Origin of the sequence: Hyalangium minutum (assembly GCF_000737315.1) — a bacterium.
In the GTDB taxonomy this organism is placed as follows: Bacteria; Myxococcota; Myxococcia; order Myxococcales; family Myxococcaceae; genus Hyalangium; species Hyalangium minutum.
The window spans coordinates 119,571-137,407 of record NZ_JMCB01000028.1; the positions used below are offsets into that span (position 1 = coordinate 119,571).

12 protein-coding genes are annotated in these 17,837 nt (G+C 69.1%); 6 read left to right on the forward strand and 6 right to left on the reverse strand.

Annotation, left to right across the window (positions count from 1 at the left end; genetic code table 11):
- Window positions 1–179 precede the first annotated feature (179 nt).
- Window positions 180–434 (forward strand): hypothetical protein, encoded by a 255-nt coding sequence (locus tag DB31_RS41370; protein ID WP_157232413.1) that lies wholly within the window; start codon window positions 180–182, stop codon window positions 432–434.
- Window positions 435–499: 65 nt separating this feature from the next.
- On the opposite strand, the gene DB31_RS41375 is transcribed toward DB31_RS41370, so the two are convergent.
- Window positions 500–1,381, reverse strand: a complete 882-nt coding sequence (locus DB31_RS41375; RefSeq protein ID WP_240487215.1) for a hypothetical protein — start codon at window positions 1,379–1,381, stop codon at window positions 500–502.
- A gap of 208 nt (window positions 1,382–1,589) precedes the next feature.
- Window positions 1,590–1,973, reverse strand: coding sequence for a VOC family protein (locus tag DB31_RS41380; RefSeq protein WP_044198780.1), 384 nt, complete (start codon window positions 1,971–1,973; stop codon window positions 1,590–1,592).
- Between the two features lie 160 nt (window positions 1,974–2,133).
- Between DB31_RS41380 and DB31_RS41385 the strand changes: the two genes are divergently transcribed.
- The gene (locus DB31_RS41385) at window positions 2,134–6,735 is read left to right on the forward strand and encodes an Ig-like domain-containing protein (protein WP_063769310.1); all 4,602 of its coding nucleotides are present in this window, start codon (window positions 2,134–2,136) and stop codon (window positions 6,733–6,735) included.
- Window positions 6,736–6,803: 68 nt separating this feature from the next.
- On the opposite strand, the gene DB31_RS41390 is transcribed toward DB31_RS41385, so the two are convergent.
- Entirely contained in the window at window positions 6,804–7,376 is a 573-nt protein-coding gene (locus DB31_RS41390) for a type 1 glutamine amidotransferase domain-containing protein (protein WP_044198781.1), read from the reverse strand.
- 142 nt (window positions 7,377–7,518) lie between these two features.
- Window positions 7,519–9,159, reverse strand: coding sequence for a DUF255 domain-containing protein (locus DB31_RS41395; protein ID WP_044198782.1), 1,641 nt, complete (start codon window positions 9,157–9,159; stop codon window positions 7,519–7,521).
- Window positions 9,160–9,270: 111 nt separating this feature from the next.
- Between DB31_RS41395 and DB31_RS41400 the strand changes: the two genes are divergently transcribed.
- Complete coding sequence (locus DB31_RS41400) at window positions 9,271–10,428, forward strand: PQQ-dependent sugar dehydrogenase (protein WP_044198783.1); 1,158 nt, start codon at window positions 9,271–9,273, stop codon at window positions 10,426–10,428.
- 86 nt (window positions 10,429–10,514) lie between these two features.
- Here the strand turns inward: DB31_RS41400 and DB31_RS41405 are convergent, their stop codons facing one another.
- On the reverse strand, window positions 10,515–11,342 hold the full coding sequence (locus DB31_RS41405; protein WP_044198784.1) for a hypothetical protein: 828 nt from the start codon (window positions 11,340–11,342) through the stop codon (window positions 10,515–10,517).
- A 238-nt stretch (window positions 11,343–11,580) separates the two neighbouring features.
- On the opposite strand from DB31_RS41405, the gene DB31_RS41410 reads away from it, so the two are divergent.
- From DB31_RS41410 to DB31_RS41420, 3 genes are read left to right on the forward strand one after another with little or no spacing between them, the layout of a single operon-like run.
- Window positions 11,581–13,164, forward strand: a complete 1,584-nt coding sequence (locus DB31_RS41410) for a cation:proton antiporter (protein ID WP_044198785.1) — start codon at window positions 11,581–11,583, stop codon at window positions 13,162–13,164.
- The gene (locus tag DB31_RS41415) at window positions 13,161–14,294 is read left to right on the forward strand and encodes an NAD-binding protein (RefSeq protein ID WP_044198786.1); all 1,134 of its coding nucleotides are present in this window, start codon (window positions 13,161–13,163) and stop codon (window positions 14,292–14,294) included. Before DB31_RS41410 ends, DB31_RS41415 begins: the two co-directional genes overlap by 4 nt.
- A gap of 7 nt (window positions 14,295–14,301) precedes the next feature.
- Window positions 14,302–14,922 carry a glutathione S-transferase family protein gene (locus DB31_RS41420; protein WP_044198787.1) on the forward strand — a complete coding sequence of 207 codons (621 nt, stop codon included), beginning with the start codon at window positions 14,302–14,304 and terminating at the stop codon, window positions 14,920–14,922.
- Window positions 14,923–14,937: 15 nt separating this feature from the next.
- Here DB31_RS41420 and DB31_RS41425 read toward each other — a convergent pair whose 3' ends face one another.
- Complete coding sequence (locus DB31_RS41425; RefSeq protein WP_044198788.1) at window positions 14,938–17,793, reverse strand: hypothetical protein; 2,856 nt, start codon at window positions 17,791–17,793, stop codon at window positions 14,938–14,940.
- Window positions 17,794–17,837: the final 44 nt, after the last annotated feature.

Here is a 17,837-nt window from a genome sequence, read left to right on the forward strand (position 1 = left end):
CGGGCCGAACTTCCCTAAGGGCATGGCAACCACCTCGGCGCGGAGCCCAAGACGAGCTTCACGGTGAATTCCGCATCGACGGGCCCGCCCAGGGGGAGAGCAGCTTCGAACCCACCAGTGGCACGGGGGTGCAGCAGCCGGGATGGGTTGAGGGCGCTGAAGAGAACTCGCCCGAGAAGATGATCGAGCAGCTGGGCCAGGCGCTCGGCGAGCTGGTCTCCACGCTGGAGTCGCTGCTCGGCAACAACAGCGCCGCCAACAGCAACGAGGAGGTGTCCGCGGAGAGCGGGGCGTCCGCCAGCGAGCAGGGTGATCCGCTGCAGCAGGTGTTCGAGATCCTCAAGCAGCTGCTGGGCTCGATCGAGCAGTTCCAGCAGGGCCAGGGCACCGCCTCTGGCACCGGCGCCCTGACCTCGGGGCTCAGCGAGTTCTGAGAGCCTGCATCCTTCGTCGCCGCGCTGGGCAAGCTCGCTCCCAGCGCGGCGAAGCCGTCACATGCTCAGCCGCAGGTCAGATCCGTCTGGCACGTCTGCCCGCCTGGGCACTGGGAGTCGTCGCTGCAGGAGACGAGCCCCGGAATTTCAACCGCGTGCTCCACCTCAGAGGAGACGATGAGGTCCACGCGCCCAGGAACGATCGTCGTGGAGCCCACCGCCTTGCGCGTCACGACGACGCTCGGATAGCCCGCGACCCCGAGGTTGAGCAGCTGGGTGACCAGCGCGGCAGGCAGCTGCAGGGAGCCGGTGTCCGCCGCATCGCACTCGAGCATGCCCCGAGTGCCTCCGTGATGGCTGATGTCCAGCTTGACGTGGATCTTCGACAGGTCCGCCTGGCCGGGCGCCGTCCAGCTCAGGTTCACCGGCTGGTCCTGCTGCAGGGTGATGGTGTCATTGAGGAGCTGGAGCGGAGCAATGCCCCGGGCCTGCAGGGAGAAGGCGGAGTAGACGCCGCCCGCAGCGTCGAACCGGATCGTGCCTCCCTCGCTGAAGGCCGGGTAGGGCAGCTCCGCGCTCACCGGGGGCTGGTAGTTGTTGACGACCGGATCCCTCGAGAACTCGGTGGCTCCCGCCGCCGTGCGAACACCCTGCACTTGAACGGTGCCGACGCTCTGCGACTTCGGATAGGCCTGGCACGTGTCGTTCTCGACGCAGACGGCGCTCCCGCCACAGGGCGTGTTGCAGAAGGGAACTCGCGGGGTCAGCAGCTGGCAGTCCCCAGACTGAGCCGCCTTCTCCCAGAGGAGCTGCGAGGGCGAGGCACCGTCGTAGACCTTGCCCACCACCGCCGTGTAGCCCGGCGTCCCCGACGCGGGCACGGGTGGCACCAGCCGCACCTGGAAGGAACCGGCCAGGATGTTGGGGTCACCCGGGGGATCCGTCACGCCCGCATCCGGGTCAGGCGTCTCTTCCTCCGAGGAAGAGGAACACCCCGCCAAGAGGAGTCCCAGGGTCACCAGAACCGCAGTGGTGGCAGGAAGCGGGCAGCGAAAGGCACGAGAAGTGCTCATCGCGCCAAGACTTCGCCTCAGTCCTTAACCATTCATGAAGCGTTGATTTCGAAGGATTACGAGAGGACGCCACCCAGGCGGCTCAGCCCGCGGTGTTGGGGAAGTGCGGGTTCTCGATGATGCCAAGCACGTTTCCAAACGGATCCTTCACCGTGGCCACGCGGATGCCGCCGCCCACGTCTCGCACCTCGCTGACGGCCGTGGCGCCCTGCTCCAGCAGGCGGGCCCAGGCCCGGTCCGCGTTCTCCACGCCCCAGTAGGCCACGCCTCCCTCGGCGCCCGGCGGCTGGGCCGAGGTGTCCGGATCCAAGCCCAGCTCGAAGCCGCCCACGTTGAAGCCCACATAGAAAGGCTCATCGAAGTAGGGCGCGGCTCCCAGCACCGTGCTGTACCAGGACTTGGCTTTTGCCAGGTCCTTCACCGGGTAGATGACAGTCCGCAGGCCGAGGAAGTGTGGAGTGCTCATAGGTCTGCCCTGTCTATCTCACTGGGGCGGACCCGACCCAGGGGGTTCGGCATCAATATAGAGCCCTCCCCGAAAGGGCGCCTGTACGCACGCGAAGTGAATCTGCCATCATCTTGAGATACCTGAATACCTCGCAACCGAGGACCAAGGAGGAAGGCTGATGCTCACGCCCCTGCGAATCACCGCCATCCTGATGGGGATGTGCGGACTCCTCTCCGCGTGCGAGGCGCGCCTCGAACCCGGCGCCGCACAGGTACCGCAGGAGGGCACTCAATCCGCGGCGCTCGCTGCGCCACAGGGTTCGTCCTCCAAGCTCCTCAAGGCGAAAGAACACGGCATCCCCGGCCGGTACATCGTCGTGCTCGAGGACAAGGGCACCCGCAACCTCCAGGGCGCGCCGATGGAGGTTCGCAAGGTCTCGGATGTGCTGGCCCGCGCGCACGGCGGCTCCGTGCGGCGCGTCTACGCGCACGCGCTCCGGGCCTTCACCGTGTCGATGACAGAAGAGGAGGCTCAGCGCATGAGCGAGGATCCGAGCGTGCGCTACGTGGAGCAGGAGCGCATCTTCAAGGTCAGCGGCGTGCAGCAGTTCCCCATCTCGTGGGGCCTGGACCGCGTGGATCAGCGTCCCCCCACGCTGGATGACCTCTACACCTACGAGTACACGGGCGCCGGCGTTCACGCGTACATCGTCGATACGGGCATCCGCAGCACTCACCAGGAGTTCGCCGGCCGCATGGGCAATGGCTTCGACGCCGTCGGCGACGGCCTGGGCACCGAGGACTGCCGAGGCCACGGCACCCACGTCGCCGGCACGGTGGGCGGCACCCTCTCGGGCGTGGCCAAGGAGGTCACCCTCCACTCGGTGCGCGTCATCACGTGCTCGGGCGAGGGCACGCTGGAGCAGGTCATCGCGGGCATCGACTGGATCTCCGCGAACCACGTGAAGCCGGCCGTGGTCAACATGAGCATCGGCTCCGAGGCGGACCAGGCCGTGGATGACGCGGTGACAGGCTCCATCGGCTACGGCCTCACCTACGTCGTCGCCGCAGGCAACGAGTCCGTGAATGCCTGCATCCGCTCTCCGGCGCGCACGCCGCTGGCCATCACCGTCGGCGCGATCAGCGAGCTCGACTCCATGTCGTTCTTCTCCAACTACGGCGGCTGCGTGGACCTGTTCGCGCCCGGCGAGACGATCACCTCCGCCTGGTACACCGGCGACAGTGAGTTCTACGATCTGGACGGCACCTCGATGGCCACCCCCCACGTCTCGGGAGCCGTCGCCCTCTTCCTCGAAGGCCACCCCAACGCCACGCCGGACGAGGTGGCGGAGGAGATCGTCGCCCGCGGCACGCGCAACCTGCTGACCGACCTGGGCAATGGCTCGCCGAACGTGCTGCTCCACACCGCGTGCATGGGCTCCACGGACTCGGTGCCGCCCCGGGTGGAGCTCACCGCCCCGGCCGAGGGCGCCACGCTCTCCGGCCTCGTGCAGCTTCAGGCCATCGCGAGCGACAACCTGGGCGTCTCCAAGGTGGAGTTCTACTTGAACGGAAAGCTCATCGGCACGGCCTCGGCCGCGCCCTTCGAGATCACCTGGGACAGCACCGAGGAGGACAACGGCCCCTCCACCCTCAGCGTGCGTGCCTTCGACAACGGCTGCAACAGCCAGGAGGCGTCTATCGCCGTCACCCTCCACAACGCGGGCAAGGCGAGCTTCGACCCGAACCTGCTGGCGCCCGTCTGCCTCGGCACGGGCACCCAGTGCGACTCCGGCACGCTGCTCAACGGCCGCGGCCCTCTGATGGGCCCCGAGCTGAACACGCCCAACACCCTGGGCGGAAGCTGCCCGGACGGTCTGGAGGGCTGGTACCAGATCGATCCGTCCATCGAGCGCATCCGGATCGTCCATGACGGCGGCTCGCTGCTCTCGCCGGGCAAGCAGGTGCGCGTCGAGGTCAGCTTCTTCGCGAGCTACGAGCCCTTCTTCGAGCGGCTGGACCTCTTCTCCGCCTCCGACGCGCGGAACCCGGTGTGGGCGCAGTTCGCCAGCCTCGTGCCCAAGGACATTGGCGCGAACCTGATGTCCACCTCCTTCATCATTCCCGCAGGGAGCAGCCTTCAGGCGGTCCGCGCCGTCTACCGGTTCGGAGGCAGCCCCTCCGCGTGCCCGATGGGCAACATCGATGAGGCGGATGACCTCGCCTTCACCGTGATCGAGGAGACAGACACCGCGCCGCCCACCGCCACGCTGACCTCGCCGGCAGCGGGCTCGAGCGTCAAGGGCACTGTCACGCTCGTCGGCACGGCGAGCGACAACTTCGCGGTCACGCGCGTCGAGTTCTACGACGGAGACACGCTGGTGGGGACGGACTCCTCGGTCCCCTACAGCACGACGTGGGATACGAAGGCGACACAGAACGGAAGCCACTCGCTGACCGCCCGAGCCTACGACTCGGCGGGCTTCGTGGGGGTCTCCCCGGCGGTGAGCGTCACGGTGAACAACGACGTGACGCCGCCCACCGTGGCCTTCGCCGCGCCGGCCGCGGGCGCCACCGTGTCGGGCACCCTCACCCTCAACGTGACGGCGACCGACAACGTGGGCGTCACCAAGGTGGAGTTCTATGACGGCGCCACCCTGCTGGCCACGGATGCCACCTCGCCGTACACCTTCTCGTGGGCCACGCGAACGGTGCCCAATGGCACCCACGTCCTCACCGCGAAGGGCTACGACAGCTCGGGCAACGTCGGCACGGTGGAGCGGACGGTGACGATCGACAACGACTTCACCCCGCCCACGGCCACCGTCACCGCTCCGGCCGAGGGCGCCTCGGTGAGCGGAACGGTGGCGTTCACGGCCACGGCCACGGACGACCGGTCCACCCTCTCCAGGGTGGAGTTCTACCTGGACGGCACCCTGCTCGGCACCGACACCTCGGCGCCGTTCAGCATCAACTACAACACCCGGCTCCAGGCCAACGGCGTCAAGGTGCTCACCGCCAAGGCCTATGATTCGTGGAGCAACGTGGGCACCTCGGCCCCGGTGAGTGTCACGTTCGACAACGACTTCACCCCGCCCACCGTCACGCTCACCGCGCCCACCGAGGGCACCTCGCTGATCGGCACGATCATCCTCTCGGCCACGGCCGCGGATGAACGGTCGGCCATGTCACGGGTGGAGTTCTACCTGGGCACCACCCTGATCGGCTCCGACAGCTCGGCGCCGTACAGCATCAACTACAACACCCGCCAACAGGCCAACGGCGCCAAGGTGCTCACCGCCAAGGCCTATGATGCGGTGGGCAACGCCGGTACCTCCGTGCCGGTGAACGTGGTGATCGACAACGACTACGCCGCGCCCACCGTGGCGGTCACGGGCCTCGCGGAGGGAGCGGCGCTGACGGGCACCCTCACGTTCACGGCTACGGCCACGGATGAGCGGTCGACCCTGTCCCGGGTGGACTTCTACGCGGACACCACGCTGATCGGCTCCGACACCACCTCGCCGTACAGCATCAGCTACAACACCCGCCAGCTGGCCAACGGCGCCAAGGTGATCACCGCGAAGGCCTATGACACGTGGAACAACGTGGGGACTTCCGCGCCGGTGAACGTGACGTTCGACAATGACTTCGCAGCACCCACGGTGGCACTCACCAGCCCCACCGACGGGGCCCCCGTGAGCGACACCCTCACCCTCTCGGCCACCGCCAGCGACGACCGGAGCACCGTCTCCAAGGTGGAGTTCTACGTGGGCAACACCTTGATCGGCTACGACACCACGTCGCCGTACAGCCTCAGCTACAACACGCGCCTCCAGACAACCAACGGCGCCAAGGTGCTCACCGCCAAGGCCTATGACTCATGGAACAACGTGAGCATCTCGGCGCCGGTGAACGTGACGTTCGACAATGACTTCGTCGCCCCCGCGGTGACGCTCACCCTCCCTGCCGAGGGCTCCACGGTGAGCGAGACGCTCACCCTCTCGGCCACGGCCAGCGACGACAAGACCGCCATCTCCAAGGTGGAGTTCTACGTGGGCACGAGCCGGCTGGCGACCGTCACCACGCCCCCGTACACGTACAGCTACAACACGCGCCTGCTCGCCAACGGCGCCAAGGTGCTCACCGCCAAGGCCTATGACGCGTGGAACAATGTGGGTACCTCGGCGGCGGTCAACGTCACGTTCGACAACGACTTCACCGGACCTACGGTGGCGCTCACCGAGCCATCTGAAGGAGCCACACTGCGCGACACGGTCACCTTCTCGGCCACGGCCAGCGACGACAGGACCGCCGTCTCCAAGGTGGAGTTCTACGTGGGCACGAGCCGGCTGGCGACCGTCACCACGGCCCCCTACACCTACAGCTACAACACCCGCCTGCTCGCCAATGGCGCCAAGGTGCTCACCGCCAAGGCCTATGACGCGTGGAACAACGTGACGACCTCGGCGGCGGTCAACGTGACGTTCGACAACGACTTCACCGCGCCCACCGCCTCCGTCACCTCTCCGGCGAACGGCGCCACGGTCTCAGGCGTGGTGCCGATCACCTGCGCCGCGAGCGACAACTGGGGCGTCATCTCCAAGGTGGAGATCTACACGAACAGCACGTTGCTGGGCACCGTCACCACCGCGCCGTACACCGTGAACTGGGACACGACCAAGGCGGTGACGACCAACTGGCCCGTGCGGTGCCGCGCGTTCGACCCGGCTGGCAACTCGGCGTACAGCCCCAGCGTCACGGTCACCGTGACCCGCTGAGAGGACCTGGAATACCGGTGGTGGCCGCCGTCACACGCCACCCCCGGTGATGCCACTCCCCGGGCGGCTCAGTGCATGGAGGGCCGCTCCGCCTCCATGCCTGCGGCCTTTCCGATGCGCGGGGCGATGCCCTCGTCGATCTGCCGGAGCAGCGCCTTGCAGAAGGCCGGCAGGTCGTCCGGCTTGCGCGAGGTGATGAGGTTGCCGTCCTCCACCACCTCGCGGTCCACCCAATTCGCGCCCGCGTTCATCAGGTCCTTCTTGATGGAGGGCCAGGACGTCACCGTCCGGCCGTCCGCGATGTCCGCCTCGGCCAGCATCCATCCCGCGTGGCAGATGGCCGCGATGGGCTTGTCCTGCGAGGAGAACTCCTGGACCAGGTTCACCACGTCCTCGTCCATCCGCAGGTGGTCCGGCGAATAGCCGCCGGGGATGACCAGCGCATCGAAGTCATCCGCGGAGACCTCGGCGGCGGCCTTCTCGGAGGTGATGGTCTCCTTGCCCTTCTTGCCCTTGAGCTGCTTGCCCGCCTTGCTGCTGACGATGACGGCCTCGTGGCCCGCCTGCTTCACCTGGTCAAACGGCACGCGAAACTCAGAGTCCTCGAAGTCCGAGGCGACGATGAACATGATCCGAGCCATGGTTCCTCCTGCAAGAGTGGCGGGAGCGCCTCTCCCGTCCAGTGCAAGGTGTCCACGCGCGGTGTGCTGACAACGGGCGCCCCTCGGTGCGGCGGGCAGTGCCACGGCTGCATGCCTGCTCCTCCTCCAGGAGGAGGTCAGCTCATCGCGAGGGAGAGGGCCACGGGATGACGCCCAGCTCGTCGGCAGCGAGGAGGTACTCGCCTATCAGACGTCCCTGCGCGGCGATGCGGTGGGGCGTGGAGATCCCCGCGAGCACCTCGCGTCCCCGGTCTCTCCAGGCCGCCTCCCCCGTCAGCGTGTGGAGTGCGGCCAGGAAGCGCGCTGCCCCCACGTTCTGGGCAAAGGGGCGGTCCCGCCGTGCGAAGACTCCCACCGCATCCGCGTCGGGAGTGGCCTCGTAGAGCGCCCCACCCTCCGGCGCCGCGAAGTCTTTCACGAGCCGCGCGCCCATCTGCAGCGCGGCCTCACGGTAGCGGGCCTCTCCGGTCCGCTGGGCCAGCAGCGCCAGTGCTCTCCCGAGTGCCGCCGCGTCTCCCAGGTAGCGCGAGCCGGAGCGGTGAGAGGCCTCACGCCATACCTTGCCTTCCTCACGGACATGGCTGGTCAGCAGGACGTCCGCGGCCTTTCGGGCCCGCGCGAGGAGCTCGGGGTCGCCCGTCACCTCATGGAGCGCGAGCAGCGCGGAGATCGCCAGCCCGTTCTCGCGGGAGTACACGTGGGTGTCCACCCAGGGCAGCCCAAGCGCGCGCCGCCCCGCCTCGTCCTTCGCGTAGTACACGTGGCCGTCGACGAAGGGGATGCTCCGGTCATGCGAGCCCACGTCCGCATCCTGGTTCGTATAGAAGGTGCCATCCGGCGCGCCCAGGAAGGTCTCCATGTACCGGGCGATAGCGCGGGCCTCGGCAAGCACCGCGTCATCCTTTGTCAGCGCCCAAGCGCGGGCATATGCCTCCACGTTGGGTGCCTGCTGCCCCATGAGCTTCTCGTAGTGCTGCGCGTTCCAGTGCCGGGCGGCCGAGTACTGGTAGACGCCGCCCCACACCGGATCGTGGATGGGGCGCTGATGGGCCAGGGTGAACACCACCCGCTCGCGTGCCTGACGGTCTCCCCTCGCGGCGCGCCGCACCTCGAGCTCGAGGTTTTCTCCAATGGGCACCTTCTGGAACGCGCCCCAGCTGCCCTCGCGCTCGTCATAGGTGGCATCCATGCGCTGGAGCGCGGAAGCGGCCGCCCACGGGAGCATGCCGGGGGTGGCCGGCACATCCACCGGCAGCGTGGTGGCGGCCTCCTGTTTCTCCCGTGCCAGTGCCTCGACGCTCCGGAGCAGCTCGAGGAACCGGTCCGCGGGGAGATAGCCGCGGTACTTGCCAATCTCCTCGGCCTCGGGGCTGAGGAGGATGGTGGCGGGCCAGCCATAGTCCGACCAGCGCTCGGCGAGATCCGGGCGCGAGTCCACGTCCACGCGGATGGTGACGAAGCGCTCGTGGAGGATCCGGCCTACCTCGGCGTCTCGGTAGGTCGTCTCGTCCATCACGTGGCACCAGTGGCACCACTCGGCGGCACCATCGATGAGCACGTAGCGCCCCTCGCGCCTGGCACGGGCGAAGGCCTCGGGGCCGTACTCCTCCCAGGTGAAGGCTTGGGCCAGGCCTTTCTCCCGGGCATGGACGATGTTCACCTGGGAAGGAGTCCCCTCGCGGACGAGCCCCCCAGGGCCGGTGGACGTGCGGCAGGCGGCGGTCATGAGCAGCAGCAGGGTCGAGCAGAGCCGGAAGTTCACGAGGCCAGAATACGGGAGAGCCGCTCGAACGGTTTCATGGGGCGTTCGTCGCCCGACGATCTCCTTTGAGTCCGATGGCGGGAGGCCTCCCCCGCAGACATATGAAGGGGCATGCGCCTCCCCCACCCGGTCCTCCTGGTTGCCCTGGCCGTGCTCGCTGTCACCGCTTCCGGCTGCCGCAAGGCCCAGGCGCAAGCGCCCTACTGCCTCCGGGTAGCGGACGGATGGGGACCGGATGGGACGGTGCCCTTCACGGTGGACATCGTCGCGGAGGGTCTCGAGGTTCCCTGGGGCATCGCGTTCCTCCCGGGCGGGGATGCGCTCGTCACCGAGCGGCCGGGCCGCGTGCGCCTGCTCCGAGGCGGGGTGTTGCAGTCGCAGCCGGTGGCCACCCTCCCCATCGCCAGCAGCAGCGAGGGCGGCCTGCTCGGCATCGCCGCGCACCCGGACTTCGCCAGCAACCGCCAGTTCTACCTCTATGTGACGACTGCGGCGGGCGGCCCCCCCGAGAACCGCGTGGAGCGCTGGACGCTCTCGGAGGACCACGCCTCGGCCACCTTCGAGCGCGTCATCTTCGGCGGCATCCCCTCTGCCACGTACCATGACGGTGGGCGGCTGCGCTTCGGGCCGGATGGGATGCTCTACGTGGGCACCGGCGACGCGCGCGAGCCCAGCCTTGCTCAGAACGCACAGAGCCCCTCGGGCAAGCTGCTCCGCCTCACGCCGGACGGGCAGGTGCCCGCGGACAATCCCTTTCCAGGCTCGCCCGTGTTCCTCCTGGGCGTGCGCAACACCCAGGGCTGGGACTGGAAGGATCGCGACACGCTCTACCTCACGGACCACGGGCCCAGCGGCGAGCTGATGCGCCGAGCGCACGATGAGGTCAATCTGGCCCGCGCGGGCGACAACCTGGGCTGGCCGGAGATCTACAGCTGCGAGGCACGCGAGGGAATGGTAACGCCGTCGCTCACCTTTGGTGACGCCATGCCTCCGGGAGGGGCCTCGCTCTACACCGGCGATGCCATCCCCGAGTGGAAGGGCTCGCTGCTCATCGGCACGCTGGGCTCCCAACACCTGCACCGCGTGATGTTCGACGCGAAGGATCCCCGCGTGGTCGCGAAGCATGAGGTGTACCTGCGCGACACCCATGGCCGGCTGCGTGACGTCCTCATGGGCCCGGATGGGCACCTCTACGTCACCACCAGCAACTGCGATGGACGCGGCGACTGCGGCGCCAGCAAGGACCGCATCCTCCGGCTGAGGCGCTGAGGCCGCTGCACGCCCGCTGAAAGAAAAGCCCCTCCCTCGCTCGAAGCGAAGGAGGGGCGAAGGGACTCACTCCGGAGCGGGGTGGACTACCCGGCGATGGTGCCGCGGAACAGCTCCAGCGCGGGGCGGGTGTTCAGGGGCTGGTTGAGGCCCGGGGGCAGCGGCCGCGACGGGAGCGGCAGGGTGGGCACCGGGTAGGGGCCCCACTTGTCCTGGTCGCCCTTCAGGTTGTGGAAGGAGATGTTGCCGTCCGCCACATGCTGCATGAAGTTCGTCACCATGTCGCCGAGCCAGCCGCCGAAGTCCCCGCGCACGTCCGCGATCTGCTCCTGCTGATCCAGCAGGCCGGTGGCCTCGTTCGCGGTGATGTTGCCGTTGGCGCGGCCGTTGGCGATCCGGTCGATCTGCGCCGCCTGCGTCTGGGCGCCGGAGTCCCAGCGGGCGCCCAGGTCGCGCTGCCCGTTGTGGCCGGCCTGGTAGATGCTCAGGTCCGCCTGCGCCTGCATCGCGCGCAGCTGGAGCTTCTCCGCCGTCGTCAGCTTGCCGTCGGCCATGGCCTTGTCCGTGGCCTTGGAGATGCTCTCCTGCTGCTGCAACAGGCGCTCTGCCTCCTGCGAGGTGATGGAGCCGTTGCGCACGCCCTCGGCGATGTCATGCAGCTGGCGGCCCTGGGTGCGGCCGTCCGCATCGCCCGGACGGGGGAACGGCAGCGGGAACGGGATCGACGGGTGCTGCGGAGCCGGGAAGCAACCGCCGGGGCCGATGCCGCAGCGGAACTCGTCGCGGAGCTGGCCCGGCAGGGGCTTGAACTCCGCGGTCTTCAGCGGCGTGAGGGACTTCGGCTCGACAGCGGACTTCGAGACTTCAGCGCGGGGGGCGACCGGGGTCGCGGCGGCGGCAGAGGTGAGACGCATGATGAAGCTCCTTTTTTTCGAGTGCCCGGCCGAGGCGGCCGGTGCGTATGCCAACCCCTTTTGCAGCCCCCGTGCCGCGGCCGCGCGCGAAGGGGGTGCACCCGAAACTCTCAAGGGCTTCAAGGGTTTGCGAGGGAGCGGAGGCCCGAGGGTGGTGTCTGGAGTCACCAGAGGGGGGTGGTTACAACCGTTACCATGGTGACGGGAGTTTGCTGAGGTAGGGTCTTGCCCCGTGGAGATGCCCATCGTCATCGGCCTCATGGTCGTGGCCATCGTCGTGGCCATTGGCGCCAAGCGCGCCCGGATCCCCTACAACGTCGCGCTGGTGGTAGGCGGGCTCCTCATCTCCATGGGCAACCTGCTGCCCGGGGTGCCTCCGCTGAGTCCGGAGGTGGTGTTCCTCGTCTGCCTCCCGGCGCTGCTCTTCGAGGGCGGCATCACCGCGGACCTCGGCAACGTGCGCGCCAATGCGGTGCCCATCGCCGTGCTGGCCACCCTGGGCATGGCGCTGGCCATCAGCGCCACGGCCGCGGCGCTCCACGGGTTCTTGGCGCTGGGCTGGGGACCGGCGCTGCTGCTGGGCTCCATCCTCGCGGTGACGGACACGGTCTCCATCCTCTATGCGTTCCGCCGCGCGCCCGTGCCCCAGCGGCTCAGCGGCATCATGCAGGGCGAGAGCCTCTTCAATGACGGCACCGCCCTGGTGGCCTACGCCGCCATCGCCTCGGTGGTGGCGGGGGGCCATGCGCCCTCCCTGGGTCTGCTGGCGGGCAAGGTGGTGCTGGCCAGCGTGGGCGGCGGCGTCATCGGCCTGGCGCTGGGGCTGGTGGCCAGCTTCGTCATCCGCCGCACGGAGGATCCGCTCGCGGAGATCATGGCGACGACGGCGCTCGCCTTCGCGTCCTTCGCGGCGGCCGAGCATGTGCACCTGTCCGGGGCCATCGCCGCGGTGACGGCGGGGCTCACGGTGGGCGTGGCGCTGCGCCGGGACGTGGCGCCCCAGAGCCAGGTGGCCATCCACACCTTCTGGGAGTACGCCGCCTTCGGGGTGAACACCTTCCTGTTCCTGTCCGTGGGCCTCACCACCCGGCCCGAGGTGCTGCTGGAGCACCTGCCGGAGACGGGCATCGCGTTCGGATGCGTCATCGTGGGGCGGGCGGTGGCCATCTACATCCCCTTCCTGCTGCTGCGCTGGCTGCGGCCGGTGGCCTCCGTGCCCCTCCGCTGGCAGCATGTGTTCCTGGTAGGCAACATCAAGGGCGCGCTCTCCATCGGCCTGGTGCTCGGCCTCCCGGAGAACACGCCCTCCCGAGACGTGCTGGTGGCCGTGGCCTTCGGCGTCACGTTCTTCTCGCTGGTGGGCCAGGGGCTGCTGCTCAGCGGCGTGCTGCGGCGCATGGGCCTGCTCGAGCAGGATCCGGTGGCGCTGGATGTGGCGGAGCAGCAGGCGCGGCTGATCGCCAGCCGGGCGGCGCACCATGAGCTGGAGATACTGCTGGAGCAGGGCGTGGTGCCTCGAGCGGCCTACGAGCACCTGCGCAGCGGCTACCAGGTGAACATCGCTCGGGCGGAGCGCGAGCTGCGGCGGCTCAACGAACAGCACCTGGCCCAGAGCGCGCGGAGCTTGATTGCCGTGCGGCGCCGGCTGATGGACGCGGAGCGCACGGCCCTGCTGGCGGCCCGGCGCAACGGGCTCATTCCGGAGAGCACGGCGGAGGCCATGCTGGCGCGGCTGGACGAGCGGACGCTGGACCTGGAGCACGCGCTGCACCACCACGTGCCGGACAGCCAGGCGCATGAGGGAGGGAGGAAGGCTTCATGAGGATCGTCATCGCGGGGGGAGGCCGGGTGGGCTCGGTGCTGGCAGCGCGGCTGGTGGCCGAGCAGCACACCGTGACGGTCATTGAGAGGGACGCGGCCACGTGCACCCGCCTCTTCGAGGAGGTGGGCGTGGTGACGGTGTGCGGCGACGCCACCAACCCGCAGACGCTGGAGGCTGCAGGCATCGCCACGGCGGACGTGGCGGCGGGGGTGTTGGCGAGGGACCCGGAGAACCTGGCCTTCGCGATGCTGGTGCGCAGCATGTGCTCGGCGCGGGTGATGGTGCGCATGCTGGACACGAGCTACCGCGAGGCCTACCGGCTGTCCGGCGTGAAGGAGCTGGTGGCCGAGGCGGAGGTGGTGGTGGCGAAGATGACGACAGCCATCGACTTCCCGCAGGTGGCGGGCTCGCTGCCGCTGGCGGGAGGGGACGCGCTGCTGTTCGAGCTGGCCATCACTCAGCACGCGCTGGTGGCGGGCAAGACGGTGGCGCAGGTGCGAACGATGGACGGCTTCCCGCGCGAGAGCCTGTTCATCGGCATGGTGGACCCGGACGGGAAGACGGTGGTGCCAGACGGGAACACAGTGCTGAAGGCGGGGCACACGGTGATTCTCGTGGCGCGGCGGGAGCAGCTGGGACAGGCGGTGGAGTTCCTCACGGCCGAGCCGGTGCACGCCAGCCTCTCACCGCTGACGCAGGCGCTGCGCAAGGTGGACTTCCTGGCGCCGCTGAGCGACGACGAGCTGCGGGTGGTGGCGCGAGGCGCGGAGTTCCTCCAGCGGCCCGCGGGCTCGGAGATCTTCAAGAAGGGGGAGGCGGGGGAGAGCTTCTTCGTGGTGCTCGCGGGCGACGTGCGGATGCTGGGCGATGGCGGCCAGCTGGTGGGGGCCATCGGCGCGGGAGGCTTCTTCGGCGAGCTGGCGCTGCTCACGGGCGAGCCACGCATGGCCACGGCGGTGACGGGCACGGCGTGCGAGCTGGCGATCATCGGGCGCGATGACTTCCGCACGGTGGTGATGGCGAACCCGTCGGTGGCGCTGGAGATGAGCCGCATCCTGGGCCAGCGGCTCTCCCGCGTGCAGGGTGTCCCAGCGCCGTCCTCCAAGCGCAAGGGCCTCTTCGGAAGGTGAGCTGGACATGATCAAGCTCTATCAGTTCCACCCGTCGGGCAATTGCTACAAGGTCCGCCTCGTTCTGCACCAGCTCGGCATCCCGTTCGAGGTGCGGGAGATGGACCTCCTGAATGGCGCCACGCGCACGCCGGAGTTCAAGGCGCTGAACGCCAACGGCCGAGTTCCCATCGTGGAGCTGGAACCGGGTGTGTTCCTCGCCGAGTCCAACGCCATCATCACGTACTTCGCCGAGGGCACCCCGCTCATCCCCACGGACAAGCTGGAGCGCGCGCGGATGTTCCAGTGGATGTTCTTCGAGCAGTACAGCCACGAGCCCTACGTCGCCGTGGCCCGCGCGTGGCTCTCCTTCTTTGGCATCCCCCAAGGCAAGGAGCGCGAGCTCGAAGAGCGCATCCAGAAGGGCTATGCCGCCCTGGATGTCATGGAGGAGGAGCTGAAGAAGCGTCCCTTCTTCGTGGGCCACCAGTACAGCCTCGCGGATGTCGCGTTGTACGCGTACACCCACGTCGCCGCGGAGGGCCACTTCGACTTGAGCCGTTACCGCGCCATCCCCGCCTGGTTCGAGCGCGTCCAGGCCCAGCCCCGGCACCTGCGCATCACCGATCCGGCCCCTGTCGCCCGCTGACCGCTGAGCCGCGGCTCAGCGCTTCAGCCCCAGCAGGGCCGCCAGCGTGTGCTGCACCGAGCCCACCTGGACCTCGCTCTTCACGAGGCTCGTCCGGACGCCCCCGAGCGCCATGCGTGGGTTCGGCAACAGCGGCGTGTCCCGCTCCTGGAGGATGATCGAGTCGAGGAAGGCCACGCCCCGCGCATAGGCCTCCTTGTAGCGCTTCTGCCGGGCCCGGTCCCTCAGGCCGACCGCGAGCTCGATGCCCGCCGCGAGCGCCTGGAGGTAGAGCGCCGTGGTGTATCCGGGCGTGTCGGGCTGGTGGTCGTTGAAGAACGCGCCGTGCTTCTCGGACTGGTACGTCAGCGCCCAGTCGCAAACCTCGAAAGCGAAGCGAGCGGCCTCGGCATCCCGGTCGACGCGCCACCAGGCCGCCGCGGCTTGAGGCAGCCAGCAGACTTGATCCCAGTGCCGCTTCAGGTGGAAGCGGCTGCGGTAAAAGCGCCGAGCCTGCGCCAGCTTCTCCTTGTCCGGCGCGCACACCTTCTTCTCCGCCGCCCGTGCGAGCGCCAGCAGCGCCTGCCCCGGGTACCCGTCCTGGAACGAGTCGTCATCGAAGGCCGGGTCCATGTGGCAGCTGAAGCGGCCCTGGGCGCTGATGCTCGACCAGAGCGTCGTGGCGAGGGTGGCCGCCGTGGTGTTGTCGTCCCCCGTCTCCAGGAGCGCGAGCAGCACGAGCGCCACCTCGGAGATCGAGGTGCCTCCGTCTCCGTGGATCCAGACGCGCTCGGCCTCGTCGAACACCAGATCCGAGGTCAGCGCGGTCAGGAGCGTCCGAGCCCCCTCCCCCAGCGGCGCGGGGCCGAGCTGCCGGTGCGCCCGGGCCATCGTCCAGGCCTGATGCGCGAGCTGCGCGGTGTCCAACCCCCTGTGCGCGGTGTCGGTGAACGGCTCGTAGCGCGTGGTCTCGCCCAGGTGGCGCAGGAGGAACTTGCACAACTGCTGTGCCAACTGCGTGCTCTTCTGCGCGAGCGCCTTGGAAGGAGCCCCCACGGGCAGCCCGTGGTCGACCCGGTGAACCCCCTGGGCGTCAGCGAGCCAGGTGACGCACTCAAAGGAGCGCCACGAGTAGGGGCCCTCCGTGAGCCCCGCCTTGCTGAGCACTGTTCGCGCGTATTCCAAGGGGGAGAGGTTGCCAGTGATCGTCTCGGAGGGAAGCGCCAGGCCCGCCTGCTCTCCCTGGGACACCCTCAGCGCCTGCTCGGCGTGGCGGGTCTGCGCCGCGGCCTCCTCGGGTGTCAGCACTCCCAGCTCGGTGCCACCGTGGAGCAGCGACACCGTCACGGCCAGCGGGTCACCGGCTCCCTGCGGCGCGGACCTCGCCTCTTCGAGGGCCCTCTGGGCGAGCCTCTCGAGCGCCTCCTCCGGGTGCGAGGTCTGCGCCTCCGCCATGCCCACCCGGCGCCCCTGGCGATAGACACTCAGCGAGAAGAACTCCACCGCGCTGTCGAGCTGGAGCGGCTGACGCGCTGGCGCGGGCTCCCGTCCCTCCGAGAGCGCTCGCACCACCTCGAGCGCACGCGCCGCAATGGAAGCGCTGGCGGCGATCCACTTCGGAGGAGCCTCGGCAGGCACGCCGCTCAGCTGCCAGGAGACACCCGGCTCGACGGCCTTCTGGACCTTGAAGCGATAGAGGACGTACGGCTCCCACGGCAGGAGCCGCGCTTTCTGGTCCCGGGCGTACTCCAGCTGCTGCCACGCGTTCGCGATGCCCGGCATCCTCGGCATCATCCCGCCCAGCAGGAAGGGCCGCTCGCGGCTGCGCACCACGAGCCCATATTGATCGTTGTCGAGCTGCCCGGGCTCACACTCCTCGAGCTTGGAGCAGAACGTCACCGCGACCGCTCCCTGCTCCAGGGCGGTGAGCGGATCGGTGCCCGACCCCTCGAGCGCCTGGGCTGCCTGGAAGGCCGCCTCGGCAATCGCCGCCGGCAGCGCGGAGGGCTTCTCCTCGGGGAAGCTCCAGAAGCCCCCTCGGCCATGCCGCAGGTGGGTGTCCTTCTTGGGCCGCACGCTGACCCAGACCCCGCCCGCGCCCGAGTAGCGGCCCTGGATGCGCTTGGGCGGCCGCAGGAGCTTGCCGGTCCGCAAAGCCTCGTCGATGACCCGGCGCGCGAGCTCGGCAGGGTGCAACCCTTCGGGAGCCGCCTTCGCGGTGAGCTCGTGCGGGAAGAAGGCCCGAGTGGGGTTTGGCGCCAGCACCTCCTCGCCGGGCATGTGCGCGACGAGGTCATTCCAGATGTCGAAGAGGCTGAGCATCCGGTACCCGCGCGACACCATGCGCGAGAAGCCGGACTCGTAGCCGAAGCGGACCAGGCACACGCCGCCCTCGACGCGCAGCCCCGCAGCCTCCAGCCGGGCCGCGCACTCCTCCATCGAGCTCTCCAGCCCCACCGAGTCCGTGATGATGACCACGGGCTCGGAGAAGTCGATGCGCCCCTCGATGGGATGGCCCGTCGCGAGGTCCTTCTCCCTGCGGACGAGCAGCCCCCGGTACTTCCCCTTCGAGAGCAGCACACAGGACTGGAGGATGGGGACGCCCGTCGCCCCGAAGGTCGCGAGCTGCCGCCCTTCGAAGCGGCTGAGCAGGTGGAGCAGGCATCGCCCCGCGAGCTCCGCGCCCCGTGTGGACAGTGTCACCCCGAGCGAGTCGAGCTTCCAGGGTTCCGCGCTGCCGCCCTCCAGGGTCACGGAGGGGAGCGAGGACTCGCGGCGGATGCCCTCGCGCAGCAGGAGCGCGAGCAGCTCCTCCCGGTCCGAGGCGTAGGAGGCAGAGGGCCGTGTTGATCGAGCGCGGCGCTTGGGGCCGCGAGCAGCAGGCTTCCTCATCCCATCTCCGTCAGCGTTCATCTTCCCCAAGGGGTAGGCACCAT

Excerpts from the sequence above, each read along its gene's own strand:
- DB31_RS41370 (WP_157232413.1), top strand. The coding sequence starts at position 180 with ATGATCGAGCAGCTGGGCCAGGCGCTCGGCGAGCTGGTCTCCACGCTG.
- DB31_RS41380 (WP_044198780.1), bottom strand. The coding sequence starts at position 1,973 with ATGAGCACTCCACACTTCCTCGGCCTGCGGACTGTCATCTACCCGGTG.
- DB31_RS41385 (WP_063769310.1), top strand. The coding sequence starts at position 2,134 with ATGCTCACGCCCCTGCGAATCACCGCCATCCTGATGGGGATGTGCGGA.
- DB31_RS41390 (WP_044198781.1), bottom strand. The coding sequence starts at position 7,376 with ATGGCTCGGATCATGTTCATCGTCGCCTCGGACTTCGAGGACTCTGAG.
- DB31_RS41400 (WP_044198783.1), top strand. The coding sequence starts at position 9,271 with ATGCGCCTCCCCCACCCGGTCCTCCTGGTTGCCCTGGCCGTGCTCGCT.
- DB31_RS41405 (WP_044198784.1), bottom strand. The coding sequence starts at position 11,342 with ATGCGTCTCACCTCTGCCGCCGCCGCGACCCCGGTCGCCCCCCGCGCT.
- DB31_RS41410 (WP_044198785.1), top strand. The coding sequence starts at position 11,581 with ATGCCCATCGTCATCGGCCTCATGGTCGTGGCCATCGTCGTGGCCATT.
- DB31_RS41415 (WP_044198786.1), top strand. The coding sequence starts at position 13,161 with ATGAGGATCGTCATCGCGGGGGGAGGCCGGGTGGGCTCGGTGCTGGCA.
- DB31_RS41420 (WP_044198787.1), top strand. The coding sequence starts at position 14,302 with ATGATCAAGCTCTATCAGTTCCACCCGTCGGGCAATTGCTACAAGGTC.
- DB31_RS41425 (WP_044198788.1), bottom strand. The coding sequence starts at position 17,793 with ATGAGGAAGCCTGCTGCTCGCGGCCCCAAGCGCCGCGCTCGATCAACA.